The organism is Streptomyces sp. NPDC090994, from assembly GCF_044768905.1.
GTDB lineage: Bacteria > Actinomycetota > Actinomycetes > Streptomycetales > Streptomycetaceae > Streptomyces.
This window is the reverse complement of sequence record NZ_JBIVWS010000005.1, coordinates 242,113-265,134: the sequence shown is the minus strand read 5'-3', so window position 1 is coordinate 265,134 and position 23,022 is coordinate 242,113. Positions and strand designations below refer to the sequence as shown.

The 23,022-nt window shown below is 73.9% G+C and carries 21 protein-coding genes, 1 tRNA gene and 1 pseudogene; 7 read left to right on the top strand and 16 right to left on the bottom strand.

Going from position 1 to position 23,022, the window contains the following annotated elements; all coding sequences use genetic code 11:
* Positions 1 to 135 precede the first annotated feature (135 nt).
* The 7 genes from ehuA to ACIQR3_RS13995 form a co-directional block, all read right to left on the bottom strand.
* Entirely contained in the window at positions 136 to 930 is a 795-nt protein-coding gene (ehuA, locus tag ACIQR3_RS14025) for an ectoine/hydroxyectoine ABC transporter ATP-binding protein EhuA (protein WP_403538153.1), read from the bottom strand.
* Positions 920 to 1,570: an ectoine/hydroxyectoine ABC transporter permease subunit EhuD gene (gene ehuD, locus ACIQR3_RS14020; RefSeq protein ID WP_403538151.1), complete on the bottom strand. Its 651-nt coding sequence runs from the start codon at positions 1,568 to 1,570 to the stop codon at positions 920 to 922. The genes ehuA and ehuD overlap by 11 nt, the downstream gene beginning before the upstream one ends.
* Positions 1,567 to 2,274 (bottom strand): ectoine/hydroxyectoine ABC transporter permease subunit EhuC, encoded by a 708-nt coding sequence (gene ehuC, locus ACIQR3_RS14015; RefSeq protein ID WP_403538149.1) that lies wholly within the window; start codon positions 2,272 to 2,274, stop codon positions 1,567 to 1,569. Before ehuC ends, ehuD begins: the two co-directional genes overlap by 4 nt.
* Positions 2,271 to 3,200: an ectoine/hydroxyectoine ABC transporter substrate-binding protein EhuB gene (ehuB, locus tag ACIQR3_RS14010; protein WP_403538147.1), complete on the bottom strand. Its 930-nt coding sequence runs from the start codon at positions 3,198 to 3,200 to the stop codon at positions 2,271 to 2,273. The genes ehuC and ehuB overlap by 4 nt, the downstream gene beginning before the upstream one ends.
* Before the next feature lie 74 nt (positions 3,201 to 3,274).
* Positions 3,275 to 3,766, bottom strand: coding sequence for a hypothetical protein (locus ACIQR3_RS14005; protein WP_403538145.1), 492 nt, complete (start codon positions 3,764 to 3,766; stop codon positions 3,275 to 3,277).
* A gap of 16 nt (positions 3,767 to 3,782) precedes the next feature.
* Positions 3,783 to 5,168 (bottom strand): amidase, encoded by a 1,386-nt coding sequence (locus ACIQR3_RS14000; protein ID WP_403538143.1) that lies wholly within the window; start codon positions 5,166 to 5,168, stop codon positions 3,783 to 3,785.
* Between the two features lie 16 nt (positions 5,169 to 5,184).
* Positions 5,185 to 6,132 carry a D-2-hydroxyacid dehydrogenase gene (locus ACIQR3_RS13995; RefSeq protein WP_403538142.1) on the bottom strand — a complete coding sequence of 316 codons (948 nt, stop codon included), beginning with the start codon at positions 6,130 to 6,132 and terminating at the stop codon, positions 5,185 to 5,187.
* A gap of 159 nt (positions 6,133 to 6,291) precedes the next feature.
* On the opposite strand from ACIQR3_RS13995, the pseudogene ACIQR3_RS13990 reads away from it, so the two are divergent.
* From ACIQR3_RS13990 to ACIQR3_RS13975, 4 genes and pseudogenes are all read left to right on the top strand, one after another.
* Positions 6,292 to 6,435, top strand: a pseudogene (locus ACIQR3_RS13990) (decarboxylase); the annotation flags it as partial.
* Positions 6,432 to 7,163 (top strand): aspartate/glutamate racemase family protein, encoded by a 732-nt coding sequence (locus ACIQR3_RS13985; RefSeq protein WP_403538140.1) that lies wholly within the window; start codon positions 6,432 to 6,434, stop codon positions 7,161 to 7,163. The pseudogene ACIQR3_RS13990 and the gene ACIQR3_RS13985, both read left to right, overlap by 4 nt.
* Positions 7,164 to 7,472: 309 nt before the next feature.
* Positions 7,473 to 8,279 (top strand): hypothetical protein, encoded by an 807-nt coding sequence (locus tag ACIQR3_RS13980; RefSeq protein WP_403538138.1) that lies wholly within the window; start codon positions 7,473 to 7,475, stop codon positions 8,277 to 8,279.
* A gap of 318 nt (positions 8,280 to 8,597) precedes the next feature.
* Positions 8,598 to 9,698, top strand: a complete 1,101-nt coding sequence (locus ACIQR3_RS13975; RefSeq protein ID WP_403538444.1) for an LLM class flavin-dependent oxidoreductase — start codon at positions 8,598 to 8,600, stop codon at positions 9,696 to 9,698.
* On the opposite strand, the gene ACIQR3_RS13970 is transcribed toward ACIQR3_RS13975, so the two are convergent.
* Entirely contained in the window at positions 9,674 to 11,557 is a 1,884-nt protein-coding gene (locus ACIQR3_RS13970) for a putative bifunctional diguanylate cyclase/phosphodiesterase (protein WP_403538137.1), read from the bottom strand. The two genes, ACIQR3_RS13975 and ACIQR3_RS13970, sit on opposite strands and share 25 nt — an antisense overlap.
* Positions 11,558 to 11,820: 263 nt before the next feature.
* Between ACIQR3_RS13970 and ACIQR3_RS13965 the strand changes: the two genes are divergently transcribed.
* Entirely contained in the window at positions 11,821 to 13,197 is a 1,377-nt protein-coding gene (locus tag ACIQR3_RS13965) for a M6 family metalloprotease domain-containing protein (protein ID WP_403538135.1), read from the top strand.
* 77 nt (positions 13,198 to 13,274) lie between these two features.
* On the opposite strand, the gene ACIQR3_RS13960 is transcribed toward ACIQR3_RS13965, so the two are convergent.
* The 7 genes from ACIQR3_RS13960 to ACIQR3_RS13930 all read right to left on the bottom strand — a co-directional run bounded on the left by ACIQR3_RS13960 (position 13,275) and on the right by ACIQR3_RS13930 (position 19,844).
* A tRNA-Lys gene (locus tag ACIQR3_RS13960) sits at positions 13,275 to 13,348 on the bottom strand.
* Positions 13,339 to 13,935, bottom strand: coding sequence for a bifunctional DNA primase/polymerase (locus ACIQR3_RS13955; RefSeq protein ID WP_403538133.1), 597 nt, complete (start codon positions 13,933 to 13,935; stop codon positions 13,339 to 13,341). The genes ACIQR3_RS13960 and ACIQR3_RS13955 overlap by 10 nt, the downstream gene beginning before the upstream one ends.
* Before the next feature lie 216 nt (positions 13,936 to 14,151).
* Positions 14,152 to 14,520: a hypothetical protein gene (locus ACIQR3_RS13950; RefSeq protein WP_403538131.1), complete on the bottom strand. Its 369-nt coding sequence runs from the start codon at positions 14,518 to 14,520 to the stop codon at positions 14,152 to 14,154.
* 270 nt (positions 14,521 to 14,790) lie between these two features.
* A complete protein-coding gene (locus ACIQR3_RS13945; RefSeq protein WP_403538442.1) occupies positions 14,791 to 16,074 on the bottom strand; it encodes an AAA family ATPase in 1,284 nt (427 codons plus the stop codon).
* A 128-nt stretch (positions 16,075 to 16,202) separates the two neighbouring features.
* Complete coding sequence (locus ACIQR3_RS13940; protein ID WP_403538129.1) at positions 16,203 to 17,798, bottom strand: hypothetical protein; 1,596 nt, start codon at positions 17,796 to 17,798, stop codon at positions 16,203 to 16,205.
* Positions 17,789 to 18,982 carry a hypothetical protein gene (locus ACIQR3_RS13935; RefSeq protein ID WP_403538127.1) on the bottom strand — a complete coding sequence of 398 codons (1,194 nt, stop codon included), beginning with the start codon at positions 18,980 to 18,982 and terminating at the stop codon, positions 17,789 to 17,791. The genes ACIQR3_RS13940 and ACIQR3_RS13935 overlap by 10 nt, the downstream gene beginning before the upstream one ends.
* The gene (locus ACIQR3_RS13930; protein ID WP_403538125.1) at positions 18,879 to 19,844 is read right to left on the bottom strand and encodes a phosphatase PAP2 family protein; all 966 of its coding nucleotides are present in this window, start codon (positions 19,842 to 19,844) and stop codon (positions 18,879 to 18,881) included. The genes ACIQR3_RS13935 and ACIQR3_RS13930 overlap by 104 nt, the downstream gene beginning before the upstream one ends.
* Before the next feature lie 220 nt (positions 19,845 to 20,064).
* Here ACIQR3_RS13930 and ACIQR3_RS13925 point away from each other — a divergent pair, with 220 nt between their 5' ends.
* The gene (locus tag ACIQR3_RS13925; RefSeq protein ID WP_403538124.1) at positions 20,065 to 20,661 is read left to right on the top strand and encodes a histidine phosphatase family protein; all 597 of its coding nucleotides are present in this window, start codon (positions 20,065 to 20,067) and stop codon (positions 20,659 to 20,661) included.
* A gap of 139 nt (positions 20,662 to 20,800) precedes the next feature.
* Here ACIQR3_RS13925 and ACIQR3_RS13920 read toward each other — a convergent pair whose 3' ends face one another.
* A complete protein-coding gene (locus tag ACIQR3_RS13920; RefSeq protein WP_403538122.1) occupies positions 20,801 to 22,276 on the bottom strand; it encodes a hypothetical protein in 1,476 nt (491 codons plus the stop codon).
* 340 nt (positions 22,277 to 22,616) lie between these two features.
* On the opposite strand from ACIQR3_RS13920, the gene ACIQR3_RS13915 reads away from it, so the two are divergent.
* Positions 22,617 to 23,000: a hypothetical protein gene (locus ACIQR3_RS13915; protein ID WP_403538120.1), complete on the top strand. Its 384-nt coding sequence runs from the start codon at positions 22,617 to 22,619 to the stop codon at positions 22,998 to 23,000.
* The last annotated feature ends 22 nt before the right edge of the window (positions 23,001 to 23,022 follow it).

Here is a 23,022-nt window from a genome sequence, read left to right as displayed (position 1 = left end):
GCGGCCGGGCGTCCGGGAGGGGGCGGTTGTCGGTGAGATGCGCCGCTCCCAACTGGGCGGCTGACCTGCGGCATATGCCAAGGGAAAGCCCCGACGTCTGTGGTCGCGGGCGTCGGGGCAGGTGGCGGTGGGTGGTCACAGGACCGCGCTGAGGAATTCCCGGGTGCGGTCGTGCTCCGGTTCGCTGAAGATCTTCTCCGGGGGACCGGCCTCGATGACCCGCCCCGAGTCGAACATCAGTACCTGGTCGGAGATGTCCCGGGCGAAGTTCATCTCGTGGGTCACACAGAGCATCGTGATGTCCGTGGAGCGCGCGATGTCCCGCAGCACGTCCAGGACGCCCGCGACCAGCTCCGGGTCGAGCGCGGAGGTCACCTCGTCGAGCAGCAGCACCTGCGGGCGCATCGCCAGCGCGCGGGCGATCGCGACGCGCTGCTGCTGGCCGCCGGAGAGCCGGGTCGGGCGGGCGTCGCACTTGTCGGCCAGGCCCACCAGGTCCAGCAGCTCCCGCGCCCGTACCTCCGCCTCGTCCTTGGACATGCCGAGGACGGTGACCGGCGCCTCGGTGATGTTGCGCAGCACCGACATGTTCGGGAACAGGTTGAACTGCTGGAACACCATCCCGATCTTCTTGCGGACCTCGCGGACCTGCTTCTCCGGCGCCGGGAAGAGCCGCTGCCCGTCCACGGTGATGGTGCCCTCGTCGGGCTTGAGCAGCGTCATCAGCAGCCGCAGGATCGTGGTCTTGCCCGACCCGGACGGCCCGATCAGGGTGACGTGCTTGCCGGCGTCGACGGAGAAGTCGAGGTCGTCCAGGACGGTGTTGGTCCCGAACCGCTTGGTGACCTTCTCCAGGCGGATGAGTTCGCCGGCCCCGGCCGGCTTCTTCTCGGGGCTCTTCTCGGGCTGGGGGAGGGTGTCAGTGGGCAAGGCGTCGCTCCAGGGCTCGCAGGACAAGGGAGGCCAGGTAGGAGATGACGATGAAGGCGATGCCGATCACCGTCAGGGGTTCGGTGAAGCGGAAGGTCTCCTGCGAGAACAGCCGTGCCTCGCCGAGCATCTCCAGCACGGTGATCGCCATCAGCATCGGGGTGTCCTTCAGCATGGAGATCACGTAGTTGCCGAGGGCGGGCACCACCCGGCGCACGGCCTGCGGCAGGATCACCGCGGTCCAGGTGCGGCGCAGCGGCAGGTTCAGCGCCGTCGCGGCCTCCCACTGGCCGACGGGCACCGCCTCGATGCCGGCCCGGTAGACCTGCATCGTGTACGTCGAGTAGTGCAGGCCGATGCCGATGACACCGGTGGTCATCGCGGAGGCGGTGACGCCCCATTCGGGCAGCACGTAGAAGAGGAAGAACAGCTGCACCAGCAGCGGGGTGTTGCGGACGAACTCCGTCACCACCCCCACCGGCCAGGTCACCCAGCGGGACGGCACCCGCATCAGCAGCGCCCACACCAGGCCGAGCACGAACGAGATCACCGAGCCCAGGACCAGGATCTGCAAGGTGACCAGCAGACCGTCCCAGAAGTGCGGCATGAAGTCGGAGACGGCGCTCCAGTCCCAGTTCATCGGAGTCCCGCCTCGATCCCGGCCGGCTCGGGCACGGCCGTCTTCCTCGTCCGCGGCGCCTTGCCGACACCCGCCTTCAGCTTCTTCTCCAGCCCGCGCATCACCCGCGTCAGCAGGAACGCGATCACGAAGTAGATGAGCAGGATGTACGTGTAGATCTCCGCGCTCTCCTGGAGCGCGAGACGCACCAGATTCCCGCTGAACGCCAGGTCACCCATGCCCATGACCGACACCAGAGCGGTGCCCTTGAGCAGTTCGACCAGCAGGTTGGAGAAGGGCGGGATCATCTCCGGCACCGCCTGCGGCAGCAGGATCAGCCGCATCCGCTGCCAGGGCGAGAAGCTGAGCGCGATGCCGCCCTCCTGCTGCGCCGGGTCGACGGCGCCGAGCCCGCCGCGCACGATCTCCGCACCGTACGCCCCGTAGGTCAGGCCGAGCGCCAGCGTGCCCGCCCACAGCGGCACCAGCTGCCAGCCGAAGGCCGGGGGCAGCACGAAGAACACCCAGAAGATCATCACCAGGGCCGACGTCCCGCGGAAGACCTCGGTGTAGAAGCCCCCCAGGAAGCGGACGATCCACAGCCGGTGGGTGCGCGCGACGCCGACCACGAACGACACGGCCGTCGCCAGCAGCGCCGAACAGACGAGCAGCTGGATCGTGACCCAGACGCCCTGGAGTACCAGTTCCCACAGTCCCGAGGTCATCCGCCGCACAGCTCCTTCGCGGTCAGATCCGTCATCTCGTCCTCGGTGAACCCGAACGGCTTGAGGATGCGCAGCAGTTCGCCGCTGTCCTTGAGCTGGTGGAGTTCCTCGTTGAAGGCGTCCCGGAGGTTGGTCTCGGTGGGCCGGAAGCAGAACCCGCCGCCGTCGACGTGCGGTTCGCCGTCCACGATCGGCTTGAACGCCTCGGTCACCTCCGCCTTGCCGGACTTCTTCACCACCTCGCGGGTGGTCAGCGCGGTCCCCGCGAACACGTCCACGCGCCCGGCCTCGACGGCGTTCAGTCCGGCCACCTGGTCGGGGACGATGAGGATCTCGCTCTCCTCGTACCCGGCCTCCACCGCGTAGGCGATCTCCGCGTACCCGGTGCCGGTGGCGAACCTGGCCTTCTTCTCGACGACGTCCCGGTAGTCGTGGAGGCCGAGCGGATTGCCCTTGCGCACGATGAAGGAGTCGAGCATCTGGTAGTCCGGGTCGGAGAAGATGACCTGCTCGCAGCGCTCGGGGTTGATGTACATCCCGGCCGCCACGACGTCGAACTGCTGCGACGCCAGCCCCGGGATGAGCGAGCCGAACTCCGTCGGCACCGGCTGCACCCGGTCCACGCCGAGCCGCTTGAAGATGACCTTCGCCAACTCCGGCGCCTCGCCGGTCAGCTCACCGTCCTTGTCGATGTACCCGAAGGGGATCTCACCGGCGATACCGAGCCGCGCCACGCCCTGCGCCCGGAGCCGGTCGAGGAGGTCACCGCCCTCGGTGTCCGAGGCGGTGGCCACCCGCGAGCATCCGGCGGCACCCAGCGCGCCGAGCGCCGCGACCCCCGCGAGCAGCGTTCGGCGACTGGGCCCGGATATCCCGGACTTACGGTCCGTTCGTCCCCGTGACGGGGTTCTGTGTGGTGGAGCCATGGGCGCGCGCCTTCCCGACTCCGGGGAAGTTATGCCGGTCTTTTCCGGTCCTCTTCCCCCGCCGGTCCGTCCGCTCAGTTGCCGGCGGCGGGCCTGGCCGACGTCACGAAGAAGCCCTCGCCGCCGTACAGCGACTCGTACTCGACCTCGATGACGAGCCGCCGGTCGATCAGGCTCCAGAACTCCTGGAGCCGGCCGGCGTCGTTCCCGTCCAGGCTCACCAGGAACGTCTCCTGCCCGGCGAGCACGACGGAACCCGCCCGCAGGGAGTACGTCTTCGGCCACAGGCCGGGGGTGAAGAGGACCTCCTTGACCTCCCGGTTCCACTCCCCGGCGACCACGCCGTCCAGCAGCACCGCGCTGCGCGTCACGACGGCCGGCCCCAGCCCGGCGTTGACCAGCTTCAGCCCGACCAGGTCGTCCTGCCGTATCCGCCGGATCCGCAGCAGCGGCCTCACCGACTGCCGGTTGTGCAGCCGGGTCGCCCTGGTCTGCGCCCAGCTGACCCAGAGCGACCCGAGCGCGATGACGGTGGCGGCGACGGCGACGACCGTCTCCGCGCTCACCCGGCTCTCCGTACCGTCACGAGGCGGCGCCCGCCTCGTAGAGGGCGTGGGCCGCCCGCAGGACCAGGTCGTCGCGGTGGCGGGCGGCGACGATCTGGAGGCCGACCGGCAGCCCGTCGCCGTCCCGGCCCACCGGGACCGTGGCGGCCGGCTGCTGGGTCAGGTTGAACGGGTAGGTGAACGGCGTCCACCCCGTCCACCGCCGGTGCCCCGACCCCTTCGGCACCTCCGCGCCCGCCTCGAACGCCGTGATCGGCAGGGTCGGGGTGAGCAGCAGGTCGTACACCTCGTGGAAGCGGCCCATCCGCCGGCCCAGCTCCGTGCGCACGTCCACCGCGGCGAGGTACTCCAGCGCCGAGTACCGGGCGCCCTGCCCGCAGATCTCCCGCAGCCCCGGATCGAGCAGCTCCCGGCGCCGCGGCCCCAGCCGCTGCGCCACCCGCGCCGCCCCGCTGAACCACAGCGTGTGGAAGGCGTCCACCGGGTCGGTGACGTCCGGATCCGCCTCCGTCACGTACGCGCCCAGCTCCGCCAGCCGCTCCACCGCCCGCCGGACCGCCGCCGTCACCGCCGGCCGCACCGCCACCTGCCCGCCGAGCGTGGGGGAGTACGCCACCCGCAGCCCGCGCACCCCTTCGCGCAGCGCCTCCGTGTACGACCGCCCGGGCGGCGCCAGCGCCGACCAGTCCCGGGCGTCCGGCGCCCCGATCACGTCCAGCATCAGCGCCGCGTCGGCCGCGTCCCGGGTCATCGGGCCCACGTGGGCGAGGGTCCCGAAGGCGCTCGCCGGATACAGCGGGACCCTGCCGTACGTCGGTTTCAGCCCGAAGATCCCGCAGAACGACGCCGGGATGCGGATGCTGCCGCCGCCGTCCGTGCCCAGCGCCAGCGGCCCCGCGCCGAGCGCCACGGCCGCCGCCGCGCCCCCGCTGGAGCCGCCCGCGGTACGCGCGGGGTCGTGCGGGTTGCGGGTCACGCCGGTCAGCGGCGAGTCGGTCACGGCCTTCCAGCCGTACTCGGGTGTCGTCGTCTTGCCGAGGAAGACGGCGCCGTGCTCGCGCAGCCGGGCCACCGACGGCGCGTCCTCGTCCCAGGGCCCCTTCCCGGAGACGGTCCGGGACCCCCTGAGCGTCGGGTGGCCGCGCGTCAGCAGGAGGTCCTTGACCGTCACCGGCACCCCGTCCAGCCGCCCGCGCGGCTCCCCGCGCCGCCACCGCTCCTCCGACTCCCGGGCCCGCGCCAGCGCCTCCTCGGCGGTGATCCGCACGAACGCGTTCACCTCCGCCCCCGCCCGCTCGGCCCGCGCGAGGGCCGCCCGGGTCACCTCCACGGGACTGAGCGCACCCGTGCGGTAGCCGTCGAGGAGCCGCACGGCGGTGAGGTCGTGCGCGTGCTCGGTCATGCACCCTCCCGGGAAGTCAGTGTCCGGGTACGTACCCGCGGTTCTTGTCGACCACGTTCGGCAGCGGCCGCCCCGCCGCCCACAGGCCGAACAACTCCACGAACTGAGCGCCGAGTTCGTCCCGCCAGCCCACCGTGTCCCCGCTCATGTGCGGGGAGACGATCAGACCGGGGACGTCCCACAGCGGGCTGCCGGCGGACAGCGGCTCGTGGGCGAAGACATCCAGCGCGGCCCCCGCGATACCGCGCCTGACGAGCGCCTGCGCCAACGCCTCCTCGACCACCAGCGGCCCGCGCCCGACGTTCACGAACCGCGCCGAGGGCTGCATCACCCCGAACCGGCGGGCGTCGAACATGCCCCGGGTCTCCTCGGTCAGCGGCGCCGCCGCCACCACCCAGTCGGCGCGGGAGAGCAGCCGGTCCAGGTCCTCCGGGCCGTGCACCCCGGGGCGCGCGGCCCGGCCGACCAGCGCCGTCCTGACACCGAGCGCCCCCAGGGTGCGCCCGACCGCCCGCCCGATCGGCCCGGTGCCGACGACGACCGCCCGGCCCCCCGCCACCCGCTGCGACTCCCGGTGGCGCCAGACCCGCTCCCGCTGGAGTTCCAGCGTCCGCGGCAGGTCCTTGGCCATCGCCAGCACCAGCGCGGCGACGTACTCCGCGATCGGCTCGTCGAAGATCCCGCGCGCGTTGGTCACCACCGTGTCGGAGGCGGCCAGCGCCGGACACATCAGGTGGTCCACGCCGGCGCTCGCGGTGTGCACCCAGCGCGGGCGCGGACCCCCGTCCGGCCAGGCCCGCCGCACGGCGTCCGACCGGAAGTCCCACACCAGCAGCACGTCGGCGGACGGCAGCCGCGCGGCGAGCCCGGCCCCGTCGACGTACTCGACGCTCGCCCGCCCGGTCAGCCGGCCGAGCCGGGGCCGGGGCGAGGCGTCGAGGACGAGCACGGCGGGGCGGGCCATCGGCAGCGTGCCTCCGGAATCGGGGGACCGACCAGCTGTCGACCTGGCGGTGACGCGGGCGGCGGATTGACCACGCTCGCACCGGAACCTCCCTTCGTCAACACGGCCGCGATCACGGTGATCCCCTGCCGGGACGTCACCGCGACGCCCGCCGGGCCCCCGGTGATCTCGGCCGGCCAAGTGACGATGTGGGCGGTTCCGCGCCGACTGGGTACCCGTGCCGTGGGGCCGTATCGGGCGCCGGCCGATCCGGCGGCGCGGCCCGGCCCCGAGGCGGAGCGACAGCAGGAAGGGCGGACATGACAGCGCTGGGATTCTTGTACCCGGGCCACTCCGGCGAGGACGACTACCCACGCATCGAGCAGCTCCTGGGCAGCGACATCCGGGTCGACCTGGTGCACACCGACACCGGAGAGGACACGCACCGCGCGGACGCGCTGCTGGAGATGGGCTCGTCGGCGCGGCTCGCGGCGGACGTGGAGGAGCTGCGGCACGCCGGCGCCGAGGCCGTGGTGTGGGCCTGCACCAGCGGCAGCTTCGCGCACGGCTGGGACGGCGCCCACGAACAGGTCCGGGCCCTCGCGGCGACGGCCGGCATGCCGGCCTCCTCCACGTCCTTCGCCTTCGCCCACGCGGTACGGGAACTGCGGGCACGCCGGGTCGCGATCGGCGCGACGTACCCGCAGGACGTGGCCGCGCTCTTCGCGGACTTCCTGCGCGCGGCCGGCCTGGAGGTCGTCGCCGTCCGCGGCGCGGGCGTCGGCACGGCGGCCGAGGCCGCCACGTGGGGCGAGGCCGAGGTGCTGGCGCTGGCCCGCTCGGCCGACCACCCGGACGCGGAGGTACTGCTCCTGCCGGGCACGGCCCTGCACACGGCCGCCTGCATCCCGGCGCTGGAGAAGGAGGTGGGCAAGCCGGTCCTCACCGCCAACCAGGTCACCGTCTGGGAGGCCCTGCGCCTGGCGGACCGCCGGGTCAACGCGCCGGAACTGGGCGCGCTGTTCACGCGGGAGCCGCTGGTCCAGGCGTGAGGCCACGCCGGACCCGTCTGACACGGAAGAACCCCGGTCCGCGGAAGCGGTACCGGGGTTCTGTCGTCCTGCTCTGGAGCGCCGGGCAGGCCTTGCACCTGCATCTCCCCGCAGGAAGCGGGGCGTCTTTCCTTGGACCACCAACGCAGTGCCGGTTGTTCGGAGTTGCTCCGTCGACCAGCGCATGATGATCGTATCGTACGAACGCCGGATGCGCACGCCGTACAACCTTGAACGGTTCATGGCGGTCTTGCCCGCGTGAACCCTGTGCCGAACCTGTGCACGGGGGCATTGATCAGGGAGTGCACCATGCGAGCCACCGCCGTCCGCAGTACCGTCCTGTCCGCGTCCGCGGTCACGCTGACCCTGCTCGTCACCGCCTGCGGCGGCGGTGGCGGCGAGGGCGGGGACGAGAAGGCGAAGGGGACCGCCGCGGCGTCCGAGAAGCCCGCCGCGAAGGCGCTGTCCGCCGCCGAACTCGACAAGCTGGTGGTCACCACGGCCGACCTGAAGGGCGAGACGGCCGCGAAGCCGGGCAAGGACGACGTGGCCGACCCCGACACGGTCTCCGTCGACAAGGCCGAGTGCGAGCCCGTCGCCAAGGCGCTCAGGGCGCTGCCCGTCGCGGAGCCCGCGGCGAGCACGCAGCGACTGGTCACCCTGGAGTCCGCGGCGGCCAAGAAGGGCATGCCGTCGATGGAGGAACTGGCGCAGATGTCCGAGAAGGAGGCCGAGGAGGCGACGATCGACTCCCTCGACATCACCAAGACGATGACCTCCCTGTGGTCCTACGACGCCGACGGCGCCGAGCAGGCCCTCGCCGCGATCCGCGAGGCCGGCGAGCAGTGCGCCGGGGGCTTCGCCCTGACGGACGACGGCGAGAAGGGGCAGGTCACCGGGATCGTCACCGACAAGATCTCCGCCGGTGAGGACGCCGTCGCCTGGACGGTCCAGGAGAAGGTGGACGGCGAGCAGGTCGAGACCAAGGTCGCCGTCTTCCGTCAGGGTTCCACCCTGGCGGGCTTCTCGTCCTTCAACATCGCGGCCGTCACCCGGGGCGACGCCTTCGACCAGCCGACGGCGGTCATCGAGGCGCAGGCCGCGAAGCTCGGCTGACACGGAAGAACCCCGGTCCGCAGAAGCGGTACCGGGGTTCTTCTTTCCTGCTCTGGAGCGCCGGGCAGGCCTTGCACCTGCATCTCCCCGCAGGAAGCGGGGCGTCTTTCCTTGGACCACCAACGCAGTGCCGGTTGTTCGGAGTCGCTCCGTCGACCAGCGCATGATGATCGTACCGAACCCTCGGCCGATCCGCACATCGAGTGGCGGCCCCCCGCGGCCACGCCTCCGACGCCGTCGGGAATAGCCGGCCACCCCCTCCCGTTGAACCCCGGGCGAGTGAACGACCCGAACAGCAGGAGGCACCCCACCATGTCCATGTCCACAGACGCCGCGGGGGAAATCCGGGGCACCACGCGCGGCACCGCCCCCGTCCCCCTCTCCGTCCTGGACCTGGTCACCGTCGGCGCCGGCCGCACCGCCTCCGACGCCCTGCGCACCAGCGTGGACATCGCCCGCCTCGCGGAGACCCGCGGCTACCACCGGTACTGGGTGGCCGAGCACCACTCCATGCCCGGCGTCGCCTCCTCCTCGCCCGCCGTGATCCTCGCCCACCTCGCCGCACACACCGACCGCATACGGCTCGGCTCGGGCGGCGTCATGCTGCCCAACCACGCCCCGCTCGTCATCGCGGAGCAGTTCGGCACCCTGGAAGCCATGGCTCCGGGCCGGGTCGACCTCGGCCTCGGCCGCGCCCCCGGCACCGACGGCGCCACCGCCGCCGCCCTGCGCCGCAGCGACCGCCTCCACGAGGGCGCCGACGACTTCCCCCAGCAGCTCGTCGAGCTGACCCGGTTCCTCGACGACGACTTCCCCGACGGGCACCCGTACGGCCGTATCCACGCCGTCCCCGGCCCCGTGCAGGCGACCTCGCCCGGCGGGGTGCAGTCCCCGCACCGCCCCCCGGTCTGGCTCCTCGGCTCCTCCGGCTTCAGCGCCCGCCTGGCCGCCACCCTCGGCCTGCCGTTCGCCTTCGCCCACCACTTCTCCGCGCAGAACACCATCCCCGCCCTGGACCTCTACCGGGAGAACTTCCGCCCCTCCGAGGTCCTCGACGAGCCCTACGCCCTCATCGGCGTCTCCGCCCTCGCCACCGACGACGAGAAGGAGGCCCGGCGCCAGGTGCTCGCCGCCGCGCTGAACATGGTGCGGCTGCGCACCGGCCGGCCGGGCCTCGTGCCGACGCCGGACGAGGCCGAGGCGTACGACTTCAGCCCGATGGAGGAGGAGTTCGTCGCGTCCTGGAACAGCAACGTCGTCCACGGCACCCCGGACGCCGTCCGCGCGGGCCTGGACGACCTCCAGAAGCGGACCGGCGCCGACGAGCTGATGATCACCGCCAACGCGCACGGCGGCGACGTACGCCTGCGCAGCTACGAGCTGATCGCCGACGCCTACGGCTTGCCCGCGACCGCCTGAACCAGCAGCTCGGAGATGCGGTCGGGGGACACGGGACGGGAGTACAGCCAGCCCTGTCCCGTGTCGCAGCCGATCCGGCGCAGCCGGGTGGCCTGGTCGGAGGTCTCGACGCACTCCGCGGTGACCGACAGGCCGAGCCGGTGGGCGAGCTGGACCATGGCCTCGACGATGACCTCGTCGGCCGGACTCGTACCGTCCCGCTCCGGGTCCCCGTCCCGCTCGGCGCCGCGGGCGTCGTACTGGAAGCCGCGGACGAAGGAACCGTCCAGCTTCAGGACGGAGACCGGCAGGCGGCTCAGGTACGCCAGGTTCGAGTAGCCCGTGCCGAAGTCGTCGATGGCGATCCGCACGCCCATGTCGCTGAGCGCCTTCAGCGCTTGCAGCGGCCGGCCGGCCGAGCCCATCACCGCGGACTCGGTCAGCTCCAGTTGCAGCAGTTCGGGGGCGAGGCCCGTGTCCGCCAGGGTGCGGGCCACGTCCGCCACCAGGTCGGAGTCCCAGACCTGACGGACGGCCACGTTGACGCTGACGAAGATCGGCGGCTCGCCCGGGTGGTCGAGCTGCCAGCGCCGCGCCTGCTCGCACGCCGTGCGCAGCACCCAGCGGCCCAGCGGGACGATCGAACCGTCCTCCTCCGCCAGTGCGATGAACCGATTCGGCGCCAGTACGCCGAACTGAGGATGTTTCCAGCGGATGAGCGCCTCGACACCCCGCAGCCGCCCGTCCTCCATGCCGACCAGCGGCTGGTACTCCAGCGCGAACTCACCGCGCTCGATCGCCGGGCGCAGCGTGGCGGCCAGGGCCTGACGGGTCATGCGGTGGGCGTTGCGCTCGGGGTCGAAGAGGGTCCAGCGGGCCTTGCCGTCGGCCTTGGCCCAGTACAGCGTGGTGTCGGCGGCCTGCATCAGGGCGGTGGGGTTGGTACCGGCCGCGTGGCGTTCCACGACGCCCACCGACGCCGTGACCGAGACGAGACGGCCGGAGAGGTCGACGGGCTCGCGCAGCGCGGTCAGCGCCGACTCGGCGAGGTCGGCGAGCTGGTCGGTGCCCGTGGAGCCCTCCACCAGCAGCGCGAACTCGTCGCCGCCGAGCCGGGCCACCAGCGGCGCACCGGCACCGGTCCGGGGCTGCGCGGCCTCCTCGGCGCAGTGCGTCAGACGCTCGGCGACGGTCGCCAGCAGCCGGTCGCCGGCGCGGTGGCCGAGGGTGTCGTTGACGGCCTTGAAGCCGTCCAGGTCGAGGTAGCACAGCCCGATCCGGCCGGTGCCGCCCTCGTAGGACTCCGGCTCCAGGGCGGCGGTGAGCCGCTCGAAGAACAGGGTCCGGTTGGGCAGCCGGGTCACCGGGTCGTGCATCTGCAAGTGCCGCAGCCGGGCCTGGAGTTCGTGCCGGGCGCTGATGTCGGCGACCGACAGCAGCAGCCCGGGGGTGCCCCCGGTCAGCGGCTCCACGGTGATCTGCGCCCACAGGAACTCGCCGTCGGGGCGCTTCAGCCGGCGCGTGCAGCGCAGCCGGGGCCGGTGCCCGCACAGCACCTCGCGGTAGGCGTGCCAGGCCCGGGTGTCGCCGGCGAGGTCCACCAGGTCCGCCGCCGACCGCCCGGCCAGCGCCTGGGGCGAGGCGCCGAACAGGGCGCCGAGGGTGTCGTTGGCGCTGACGACGATCCCGTCGGGATCGACGACGGCCATGGCGAGCGGCGCCGCCGTGAACGCCGAGCGGTAGGCCGGGGGTTCGGCACGGGCCGGGGACTCCGCACGACCCGCGTGCGCAGCACTGGGCGCCACTTCGATGTCACGCTCTGTGACGGCCGACCCGTCGAGGTCTGCCGCGGGCGCCGGCCCTTCGGACGTTCCGCTCACCGCTAGCTCCCGCAGTGCCTCGATCTCTGTCCGTGCAGGAAAGTGTGCCGATCATAGAGGGTGGCTCCCGGCCCTTCCAGCCGCACAGCGGTCACCGGTTCCCCCGGACCCTCCTGACAGATCGTTTCTGCTCGCACCTGGCCGGGTTCTAAACACCCCCGACCAGTTGTGACGTTCCGTGAGTGGGGGGAAGGGGCCACTTTCGGCAATCCCCGGACGGCTCACCCGTCCGGCCCAAGCGAACAGGGCGCAGTACGACAAATATGCACAAGCTGGGTGCGGTGTTCCGCGAACCGCACCCGGAGGTCCATGTGCCGCGCCTGCTCCGCCCGAGGCGACTTCCCCGTGAGGCCCTCAGGGGCCTCGGCGCGGGCGGCCGGCCGGGCGGCGGAGCCTGGCCGAGACTGCGCAGTACCGCGGCCGTGGCCACCACCCTCTCGGCGCTGGCCGCGACCTCCCTGATCACCGCCCCCTCGGTGGCCGAACCCTTCTCGCCCGAGCCGTGCGCCCTGGAACGCACCGAGGCGCACCACTCCGAGGGCGTGGACACCTGGAACGCCGCCTATCCGCGGCCGACCCGCGCGCTGGACGCGGTGATGGTCTTCCTGTCCTTCCCGGACTCCCGCCCCCTGGCCGCGCCCCGGGAGCTGGCCGCCGACCACTTCCCGGCCACCACCCGGTTCTTCCAGCGCGCCTCCTACGGCAAGTTCACGCTGCGCCCGCACCCGCTGCGGAACTGGATCCGGATGCCGCGCCCGTCGACGGCGTACGCCATACAGCGGGACTGGAGCGCCGGGCACCGCGCCGCCTATCTGCGCGACGCGCTGGCCGCGGCCGACGACCGGGTCGACTTCTCCCGCTACGACGTCGTGTACTTCGTCGCCGACCCGGACGCGCCCGGCGTGGACTCCGACGCCACGAAGGTCGTCAACCTGGAGACCCCGCTGCGCGCGGACGGCACCGACATCCGGCGGGTCGTCACGGTGTTCGAGAACCATCCGCCGGACCGGCTGGTCCTCGCCCATGAGACCGGACACGTCTTCGACCTGCCGGACCTGTACCACCGGCCCGCCGACGGCAAGGGCGACTGGGACACGCATGTCGGCGACTGGGACCTGATGGGCAGCCAGTTCGCGCTTGCGCCCGATCTGTTCGGCTGGCACAAGTGGAAGCTGGGGTGGCTTCAGCCGAGGCAGGTGGCGTGTGTGCGGGGCGCCGGTCCGGTCCGGCTCACCCTGGAGCCGCTGGGCGCGGGCCCCGGGGTGCCGGTGACCGGGGCGGCGGGCGCGCCGGCCTTCGGTCTGGGCCGGGGCACCAAGCTCGCGGTCGTCCGCACCGGGGCCGGCGAGGTCCTCGCCTTCGAGGCGCGCGGTCCGGTCGGCAACGACGTCGCCGCCTGCCGGGCGGGGGTGCTGGTGTACCGGGTGCGCAGCGGGGCGGAGTCCGGCGGCGGGCCGGTCGAGGTGATCGACGCCCATCCGCGCACCGGGGCCTGCTGGGAGGACTCGGTCTACCCGCCGCTCGCCGACGCGCCGGTCGCCCTCGGCGAGAGTTTCACGGTGCCGGGGGAGGGCGTACGGGTGGAGGTGGAGGGGCGGACGGTGTCGGGGGCCTGGACGGTGAAGATCACGCCTGGCTGAGAGCGTCCCCGGGCATGCGTGCGAAGAGGCTCGTACGCGAAAGGCCCCCCGCTCGCGCGGAGGGCCTTTGCTGTCTGTGCGCCGCCAGGGACTCGAACCCCGGACCCGCTGATTAAGAGTCAGCTGCTCTAACCAACTGAGCTAGCGGCGCCTGCTGACGTCGTAGACATTAGCACCCACCTCGGCGGGAGGAAAAATCGATATCCGCACGGCCGCGCGGGCCGCCCGCACCGCCGCCCACAGCAGGACCTCCGGGCCGGGCAGCCAGGGCCGGCGGGTGTCCGGGGCGACCAGCCAGCGGGCGGCGGACCGGGCGGAGCCGGCCGGTGCGGGGACGGTCACGGTGTCCCCGGTGCCGTGGCAGAGCAGCGGCGGTACGGCGCCGGTACGGCCGCCGCCGTCGGGCCGGCCGCGCGTCCCCCACTCCTCCCACGCCAGCAGCGAGGGCAGCCGCTGTGCGGTGCCCGGCGCGGCGAAGAGCAGTATGCGCGCGCGGCACTCCGCCACCGGACCCGAGCCCGGGCCCTCGGCCCACATCCGGTCCAGCATCCGGCGTCCGAACATCGCCGGGGCGCTCACGACGTCGAACGCCGAGCCGCACGGCAGGACCACCGGGGCCTGGGGCCGCTCCTCCCAGAAGGCGAGCGTGTCGTGCGGACACGCGGCGGCGGAGGCCAGCCAGGCGGCGCCGGACGGGGTGACGTGGGAGACGTGGGAGACGTGCGGAGGGCTGCTCATGGGGGACATGTCTACCGGCTGTGAGGGTTCGGTCTCCCTGAGTTGCCGGAACGCGGGACAGGGGCCGGGCCGGGGAGGTATCTTGCCCACTCCCTTGGCATATGCCTTCGCGCTTCGCCCGGTTCCGCCGTCGTTGGCCGTTGGCCGTTGGTCGCCGGCCGTTGGCCGTCATCGTTGGTCGCCGTCGTTGGTCGCCGTCGTTGGTCGTTCGTCGTCTCAGACCGATTCGGCGGGGCCGAGGCCGCTCTCGCCTCCCCGCATCAGGTCCCGGCCGAACTCCACCATCTTCTTGGCGTAGTCCTCGGTCCACTCGGCCCGCTCCGCGATGTCCGCGGTGGTCAGCCGGTCGAACCGTCGCGGGTCCGCGAGCTGCGCCGCCGCCATCGCCTGGAACTCCACCGCCCGGTCCGCCGCCGCGCGGAACGCGTGGGTCAGCTCCGTGGCCCGCTCCAGCAGGTGCCGTGGATCGTCGATCGACTCCAGATCGAAGAAGTGCTCCGGGTCGGCGGCGGCCGCCGCGGGCTCGAAGAGCAGGGGCGCGGGGCGTAGCCGCGGTTTGTGGTGACGCGGCGTGGGCTCCGCCATGTCTCTCCTCCTCGTACGTCGCACATGACCCGGTCGAACGGGCCACCGTCCATTGTCCCGCGCCCACGCAAGAGGGCCTCGCGGCGGACTCGGGCGGGGTCAGGGCCGCCAGGCCACGCGGTGCGCGGACCAGTGTTCCCAGGTGGACATCACCGCCTCCCACCCGTCCGGGCTGTGTTCGTCGGCCGCCTCCGGCGGCGTGCCGGACTCCGTCCGGCGGTTGGGCTGCGTCGTCCTCGGTGTCCGCCGGGGCAGGCGCCGCAGGGGCGGTCAGGGCCGCCAGGCCACGCGGTGCGCGGACCAGTGTTCCCAGGTGGACATCACCGCCTCCCACCCATCCGGGAACTTCACGGTCGTGCCCAGTTGGACCGGCTCCGTGGACGGGTAGGCGTCCAGGAGTTCGTCGACGCCCGCGCGGCAGACGACCACGCACGCGTGCCGGTGCCGGGAGGCCAGGACGCACAGGCGGCCGGTCTCCAGGTGGAACGCCGTGGCGTCGGGGCGGCCGGAGAGGGGGTGCAGGACGACCGTCACGTCGTACTCCCGGCCCTGGAGCCGGTTGGCCGTGTCGACGGTGACGCCGGTGACACCGAGGCCGGCCAGCGCGGCGCGCACCGCCGCCGCCTGGTCGCGGTGGGCGGTGCCGACCGCGATCCGGCCGGGGGTGAGCGGCGCCGGGTCCGGTGAGCGCTCGGAGACCGCCGCGCCCTGCCGCTCCAGGAGCCGTCGGACGACCGCCGCCACCGCCCCCACCGCCTCCGGGTCCGTGCGCGGGGTGTGCCGGGCGGGCAGCTCCAGCAGGCCCCAGCCAGAGGCGGCGGCCTCGTCGATCACCCGGTCGGGGCCGGAGCCGTCCGAGGGGACGGCGAAGGAGAGGGCGCGGTCGCCGTGGTCCGTGCCGCTGCGGAACGGCGTGTAGGGGTAGAACGCGTCGGAGACCAGGGGCGCCGCCGACGCCGGGAGGCGCCAGGAGACGGGGAGGCGGTGCTGGGGGAGGTCCGGGTTGTGGGCGAGGAGCGTGGTGACGGCGGAGGCCGACGGGTCGTAGGACAGGCCCGCCCACTGCTCGCCGCCCACGATCGAGAACGGGTCCAGCTGCCCGGGATCACCCACGAACAGCGCCCGCTCGAACAGGCCGGCGACGGCGAGCAGCGAGTCCGAACGCATCTGGTACGCCTCGTCGACGATCGCGTGCCGCCACGGCTCGTCCACCTTCACGTGCGCCCACTTCGCGGCCGTCGACAGCACCACCGCCAGCCCGGCCAGGTCGGCGGCCTTCGCCGACTTCCGTACGTTGTCCAGTGCGTCCAGCGCCTTGTCGTACGGGTCGGCGTCGCTGCTGTGCAGCCGGCCCACCGGCAGCTCGGGGTTCTTCTCGGCGAGGCGCAGGACGAGGTCGTCGACCTGGGCGTTGGTCTGCGCGACCACCATCAGCGGGCGGCCCGCCTCGGCCAGCTCCAGCGCCGCCCGCACGACCAGCGTCGACTTGCCGGCGCCCGGCGGGGAGTCGACGACCACGCCGCGGTGCGTGCCGTGCAGGGTGTCGGCGAGGATCGCGTCGGTGGCACGGGTGGCCGCGGCGCCCGGATCGAAGGGGACGGCCGGATCGAAGGGGACGGCCGGACTTCCGGCGGCGGGACCGCCCGTGGTCGGGCCGCCCGTGGCCGGGAGCGCCTCGGTGGTCACAGGAGGTCCTCCTCGGTCAGCGGGTCGGGGATTTCCGGTACGGCGGCGGTCTCGCCCGGCGGTCCGCCGTGGGTCCACGGCGTCGCCTCCGCGTCGGGCAGCTTCGCGCCGCCGCGCTGCTCGTGCTCGAAGAGGGTGAAGCAGACCAGGTCGCCCTTCTCGGGTACGGACCCGGCCTCCGGTTCCTTGCCGCGGCCCATCTTGTCGACGATCCGCAGCACGAGAACACCGTCCGCGGCCTGCTCGACGTACTCGGCGGCCTGCGGCTTCCCGCCCAGCGACCGGTACACCTTGACCCGCTCGGTGAGCTGCGGCCGGTCGTCGGTGCGGACGGTGACCAGCGGGCGCGGGCTCGGCCGCCTGCCCTCGCTGTACGTCATGACCACGTCCGTGACCTCCCCGGTGAACGCCTCCCCGGCCAGCCGCCGCCCCGCCATCACCAGCGGATCGTCCAGCGCCTCCTGGGCGTCCAGGCGGGCCTGCTCGCGCTCCCGGGTGGCCAGCTTGTTCGCCGCCGTCACCGCGTCGTCGCGGCGCGGCTGCGGGGGCTCGCCGGAGACGATCCGGTCCCGGTGCCCGGTGAACGACCAGCGGTCGCGGGTCCACCGCTCCTCGACGTGCGCCCCGGCGGGCAGTCCCCGCAGCAGGTCCAGGCCGCGCCACACCGCGTCCCAGGTGGGCCGCGTACGGCTGAGCACCAGGTCGCGGATCTCCCGCTCGGCCGCGCTCACCGCGCCGTACCGCTCGTCGGCCGCCAGGCCGTCCTCGGCGGCGGCGAGCGCGGTGCGGGCCCGGTCGTAGCGCTCGATGGCGGGAGCGAGCAGCTTGTTGTCGAACGCCGGGTCGGTGGCCGGACCCGCGGGCGGGCACAGCAGCTGGCCGTCCGCGTCCCGGGCCAGCTCCGCCCGCAGCGCGGCCTCGGCCCCGGATGTGCCCTCCGGGGGGTCGATCCAGGCCAGCAGGGCGCCCAGGTGCTGGTCCTCCAGCGTGGACTGCCCGGTCGCCCAGTGGCGGCCCAGCAGGTCGGTCATGGCCAGGAGGAGGGAGGAGCCGGGGACGCGGGCGCGTTCGCCGTAGTGGGTCAGCCAGCGGCCGAGCAGCGGCACCCGGGGCGGCGCGGGGTGCGGGGACTCCGGGTCCTGGTCGGCCGTACGCCGAAAGCGCATGGAGCGGCCGAGCAGCCGGACCAGGTCGATGCCCGCGCGGCTCGGCACCACCAGTTGCGCGGCGTCCGCGCACAGCTCGACCTCCACCTTGACCCGCTTGCCGGTCGCCGGGTCGGTCTCGGTGCGCTCGGCGGCCTCGACGGCGCCGGCGTACGCGTCGATGTGCGGCAGGACGACGTCGGCCAGCTCGGCCAGGAACCCGAACCGCAGGTCGCGGTCGCGGGGCTGCGGGACGGCCAGCAGGCGCGGGGCGTCGCGGTCGGTGCCGACCAGGGCGCCGAGCGGGGCGCCGACCTCGCCGGCCGTGACCAGCGGGACGAGGACCAGGGGCCGGTCGGACAGGTGCCGGTGCCGGACGGTGGCGGCCGGCTGCGCGCGGCCGGTGCGCACCGCCTCCAGCCGGGCGAGCGTGCCGATCAGCGACATGCCGCCTCCCGGGTCCCGGCCCGCGCCCCCAGCGCCTCGGCCCGCAGCTCCGCCGCCCGGCGCAGCGCCGCCACCGCCGGGTCGTCCGGGTCCCCGGCCGCGCCGTCGGCCGCCGCCAGTACGTCGTCCACCGTCGCCAGCCCGCCCAGCTCGGCCCGCGCCTGCCGGCCGAGGGTGGTCACCGCGCCGGCCGCCCGGGACCGGGCACGGCAGTGGAAGGCCAGCTCGCAGGCGGACAGGCACTCGGGCGCGTACGCCGCCGGGACCGCCTCGACCGCCGCGGTCAGCTCCTCGGCCGGCCGGTCCGGGGCGAAGCACGTGCCCTCCGGCAGGGCGTCGGCGATCTCCTCGATCCGGGTGAGCCGGGCCAGCTGCCGGGCGGTCACCGCGCGCTGCTTGCGTACGTCGACGGCGGCGGCGGTGGGCAGGTTGGAGAAGTCCTCCGGGCAGACGAGCAGGACCCGGTGGCGCACGCGCGGGGCGGGCCGCAGCCGCGCCGCCAGCTCCTCCAGCGCCAGCACGTACACCGCGGCCTGCCGGGCGGCGGCGCCGACCTTCGCCGGGTCCGCCGAGCCGTCCAGCACCGGGAACGACTTGATCTCCACGACCGTCCAGCTGCCGTCCGGGTGCACCACCACCGCGTCCGGCTCCAGGAAGGCGGGGGAACCGGCCACGTCGAGGGCGAGCATCGGATGGTCGAGGAGGGTCCACGCGGCGGCCCCGGTCGCCTCGCGCAGCGCCAGCTCCGTGCGCGCCGTACGCCCCCGGGGCCCGTCGGCGGACAGATCGGGCGCCCGCGTGTCACGCGGCGGCTCGGCGCCCCGGTCCAGCTTCTCGTGCACCAGCCGCAGCAGCTCCGCGCCGCCGTCCGCCTTGACCCGGGCCTCGAACGCGTTGCCCCGCACGAAAGCGAACTGGGACTGGCCGAAGACCGACGGCGCGCCCAGCGCGCTCGCCAGGCTCGTCTTGTCCACCCCGGCACCGTCCAGGATCGCGCGCCGTCTGCACCCGGGGTTGGCCGCGAGGGCGGCCAGGGCGCGGGCGTCCAGGGCCTTGGGCGGTACGTCGGGGCCGCGCAGCTCAGCGAGCCGGTGCCGGAGCGCCGTCTCCCGTGTCCGCGGGGGAGGCGTCCGGCCCGGCTCCGGACCGGAGCCGCTCGTCGCGCTGGCGTGGAAATCGCTCACCCGCGGAAGTCTCGCACCCCCCACTGACAACAGGGGAGTGCGAGCCCGCGGAGCGCCGTGCGAACACCGGGGCCAGCGGGGCGAGCCCGGCGGTGAGCGCGCCGCGCGCCCGCTCCGCGCCGCGCAGGACGTACGGCGTCAGCACCAGCCCCGCGCCCATCACCACCGCGCCCGCGACCGCGTCGAGCAGGTAGTGGTTGGCGGTGCCCATCACCACGACCGTGGTCACCAGCGGGTAGACCACGCCGGCCACCCGCGTCGCGCGCGTACCGCCGAACCGCCACAGCAGCACCCCGCACCACAGCGCCCAGCCGACGTGCAGGCTCGGCATCGCGGCGTACTGGTTGGTCATCCCGCCCAGGCCGCGCGGCGCGCTCGCCTCACCGCCCCACCAGCCGTACGCGCTGTAGTGGGCCATCGTGTCGACGAAACCGTGGGCCGGGGCGAGCAGCCGGGGCGGGCAGGTCGGCAGCACCGTGAAGCCGATCAGGCCGATGAACGTGGACGTCAGCAGCCAGGTCCGGGCGGCGCGGTAGCGCACCGCGCGGGAGCGGAAGACCCACACCAGCACCAGGGGCGTCACCAGGTAGTGCAGGGACGCGTACCAGAAGTCGGCGGGCACGCCGAGCCACGGTTCGCTGGTGAAGAGACGGTTCAGCGGGTGCTCCGCGTTGAGGTGGAGCACCTTCTCGACGCGCAGGACGGCCAGGCCGTGGTCGACGGCGTCGGAGACGTCGCCCCGCACCAGCAGCCGGCCGGCCGAGTAGCAGGCGTAGACGAGGAGGATCAGCGGCAGCTCCGTCCACCAGCGCGGACGGACCCGGGGGGCCGCCTCGGTGCCTGGTGCGTCGGCGCGCGGCATCCGATCGCCCTCCCCTTCGTCCTCTTCTTCCTCGCGTCCCGCCCCGGACACCCGCCCGTTCCGGGCGTGTCACTCTACGGCGGTGGGGACCCGCGGCACGGGGCGCCCCCGGCCCTGGAAGACGTCACGGTCGCCCCCCGGGTTGCCCGTGCGGAACGTACGCGATGATGGAAGGGCTGCACCTCGCATTTACCCGCCATTCACCCCGAAAGGCCGTCTCATGGCACCGCGCATCCTGCTCGCCCGGCACGGACAGACGGAGTGGTCGCTGTCCGGCAGACACACGGGCCGGACCGATGTGCCCCTCCTGGAGGAGGGCCGGCGCGGCGCCAAGCTGCTCGGCGAGCGGCTGCACCGGGCGCCCCTCGACGGCCTGCCCGCGGCCGAGGTGCGCACCAGCCCGCTGGTACGCGCGCGTGAGACGTGCGAACTGGCCGGCTTCGGCGACCGGGCGCAGCCCTGGGACGCGCTCATGGAGTGGGACTACGGGGCCTACGAGGGGATGACGCCGGCCGAGATCCAGGCGGTCCGGCCGGGCTGGCTGATCTGGCGGGACGGCGTCCCGGAGGGCGAGAGCACGGCGGACGTCACCGCGCGCGCGGACGAGGTCGTCGCCTGGGCCCGGGAGGCCGACCGCGACGTCCTGGTCTTCGCCCACGGCCACATCCTGCGGTCGATCGGCGCCCGCTGGCTCGGCCTGCCGCTGGACTTCGGTGCCCGGATACGCCTGAACCCGACGTCCCTGTCGGTGCTCGGCTGGGCCTACGGCGAACCGGCCGTCGAGAACTGGAACGACGTCGGCCACCTCGCCGGGTGACGGGAACCGCCGAGTCCGGGAAGCGGAACGGCATCGGTCGCCCGGCGGGGTGACGGAGGACCCGCCGGGCCCGGGAACGGGAACGGCATCGGCCGCCCGGCCAGGTGACGGGACCGCCGAGTCCCGGGACCATGCCGGATCACGCGGTGCGGGGCAGCGCCGCGTGGCGTTCCAGGAACGCGGCGACTCCTCTCGTCCGGCGGTGCGGCAGCAGGACCCGGGCCGTGCCCGCCAGCATCCTCTGGACCCGGGTGGACTGGACCTCCCCGAGCAGGCCCAGTACCCGCAGACCGGCCGCGGCCGCCGCGTCCGGCCGGCCGCCGCGGGCGTGGTCGTCGGCGAGTTCCGCCGCGTACAGGGCGATGTTCCGGGTGAAGTGCGGGTCCTGAAGCTCGACCGCCCGGCGCGCGTGCCGGGCGGCCCGCGGCCACTCGCCCAGCGCGGACCAGCACTGCGCCTCCAGCCCTTCCGCCTCGGCCTCGCCGTAGAAGCTCATCCAGTCGGGGTCGGCGTCGGACGGCCCCCGGTCGAACAGGGCCTGCGCCCGGGCCAGCGCCTGCTCGCAGCCGACCCGGTCGGCCAGTCCCGCCCAGCCGCCCGCCTCCCGCAGGGCCAGCAGTGACATCAGCCGGGCGGAGCCCAGCCCCCGGGCGGCGCGCTGCGCGGCCTGGGCGGCCCGGACCGCCTCCCGGGGCCGGCCCGCGTCGCGCGCGAGGAACGCCGTGTTGCAGAAGGCGTGCGCTTCCAGGGCCGCGTCCCCGGTCGTCCGGGCGGTCGCCAGCGCCTCCGCGTAGTGGGAGCGCGCGTCGTCGAAGCGCCCCGAGTCATGGGCCAGCCAGCCCACGGAGAGCGCCAGTTCACCGGCGCCCGCGTAGAGCCGGTCCGCCGTCGCCTGCCGCATCGCACCGGCGTCCAGCAGCGCGTACGCGGCACGCAGCGGGGCCGCCGCGCGCCGGTAGAGCCCGTCGGCGCCGTGCCGGTCGTCGAGCAGCCGGATCTGGCGGACGGCTTCCTCCAGGGCGCCGGCGTCGCTCGCCCCGCAGCGGCGCACCGGGCGTCCGGCCGCCGCGGCGTCCAGGGCGAGCCCCAGCGGGCCCAGCGAGGCGGCGGTCACCGTGGCGGTCCCGCCCCTCATGAATGCGCGACGCAGCACGTCGCTCTCCTCGTGGTCGTCGTGGGTGTACGGGTTCCCCGGGTCGTACGGCCGGACGGGCACCGCCGTCGCACGGCCCGTGTCCGCCCGGCCGGCCTGGGCCGCGGCTGTCTGAGCCGGGTCCGCGGGAGCCGGGTCCGCCGGAGCCGTGGCCGCACCGGTCCGCGCGTGCCGGCCGCGGACCGACGAGCGGGGCGCGAACCCCAGGTCGGTGAGCGTGCGGCCGGGGAACATGTGCAGGAACACCCGCTCGTACGCGTAGTTGGGGCAGCGGATCTCGCCCGTCTCCACCCGGCCGACGTACCGCGCGTCACAGCTGACCCGCTCGCCGATCTCGCGCGCGGCCCGCCGCACCGCCGCCGCGAACTCGGCCGGCGAGCGCCGGCCGCGCAACTGGCGGAAGACCAGGTTCGGCCGCACTGGCCGGTCGGGCTGGGGTGGGGTCACCGTCGACGACGCCATGGCCGGTCCTCCCGTACGAACCGTCAAACCCTGCCGAGCGCGGGGTGACTTGCCGGGAAAGTTCCCTTTGTTCACCCCGTGTCCGACAAGATGAACGTACCGTCTGTGACGGCGCCGCCACGCACCGTTTGAGTACAAAAGCGGATAAGCCCTCCACGATCTGCCATGAAGTGCCATTCTTTGTGGCGCAATCACGCCGTAGCCCATACCGGTTCGGCGCGTTGAACCCCGTGGACCGGGGCCTGCCTCCCGGTCCGTCTGCTCGTCCGAGGAGTGTTCCGTGGAGTGTTCCGTGGTGTGTGTGGAGTGTTCCGTGGTGGAGACCGGGATGGAGGCCGGGATGGAGACCAGTCGGATCAGCGATCCCCAGGATGCGGGCGACGCCTGTGACGTCGTGACCGTGCCGACCCGGCAAGGACTGGAAGCCGTCGACATCCTCAGACGGGGAGCCGCGGAGGCGGTGGGTCCGGTTCTGCACGACGACGGTCGCGACACCCTCGGCTTCCTGGTGCCGCCGGGCACCGCCGCCGCCTGGGACGTACCGGGGAGCACCTGCACGGGGACGGGGGAGCGGGGCGCGCCGGCGGTCCCGCGGACCCCGGTGCGCGGCCCCGGCTGGCTGCTGCCGCCCGAGGAGACGGACTCCGCGACCGACCCGGGCGACCTGCGCGCCGCGCTCGGCGAGGCGGCCCGGCTGATCGAGGCGGCGGACAACTGCTGCTGAGCCTCGGCGTCCGCACGCGCGG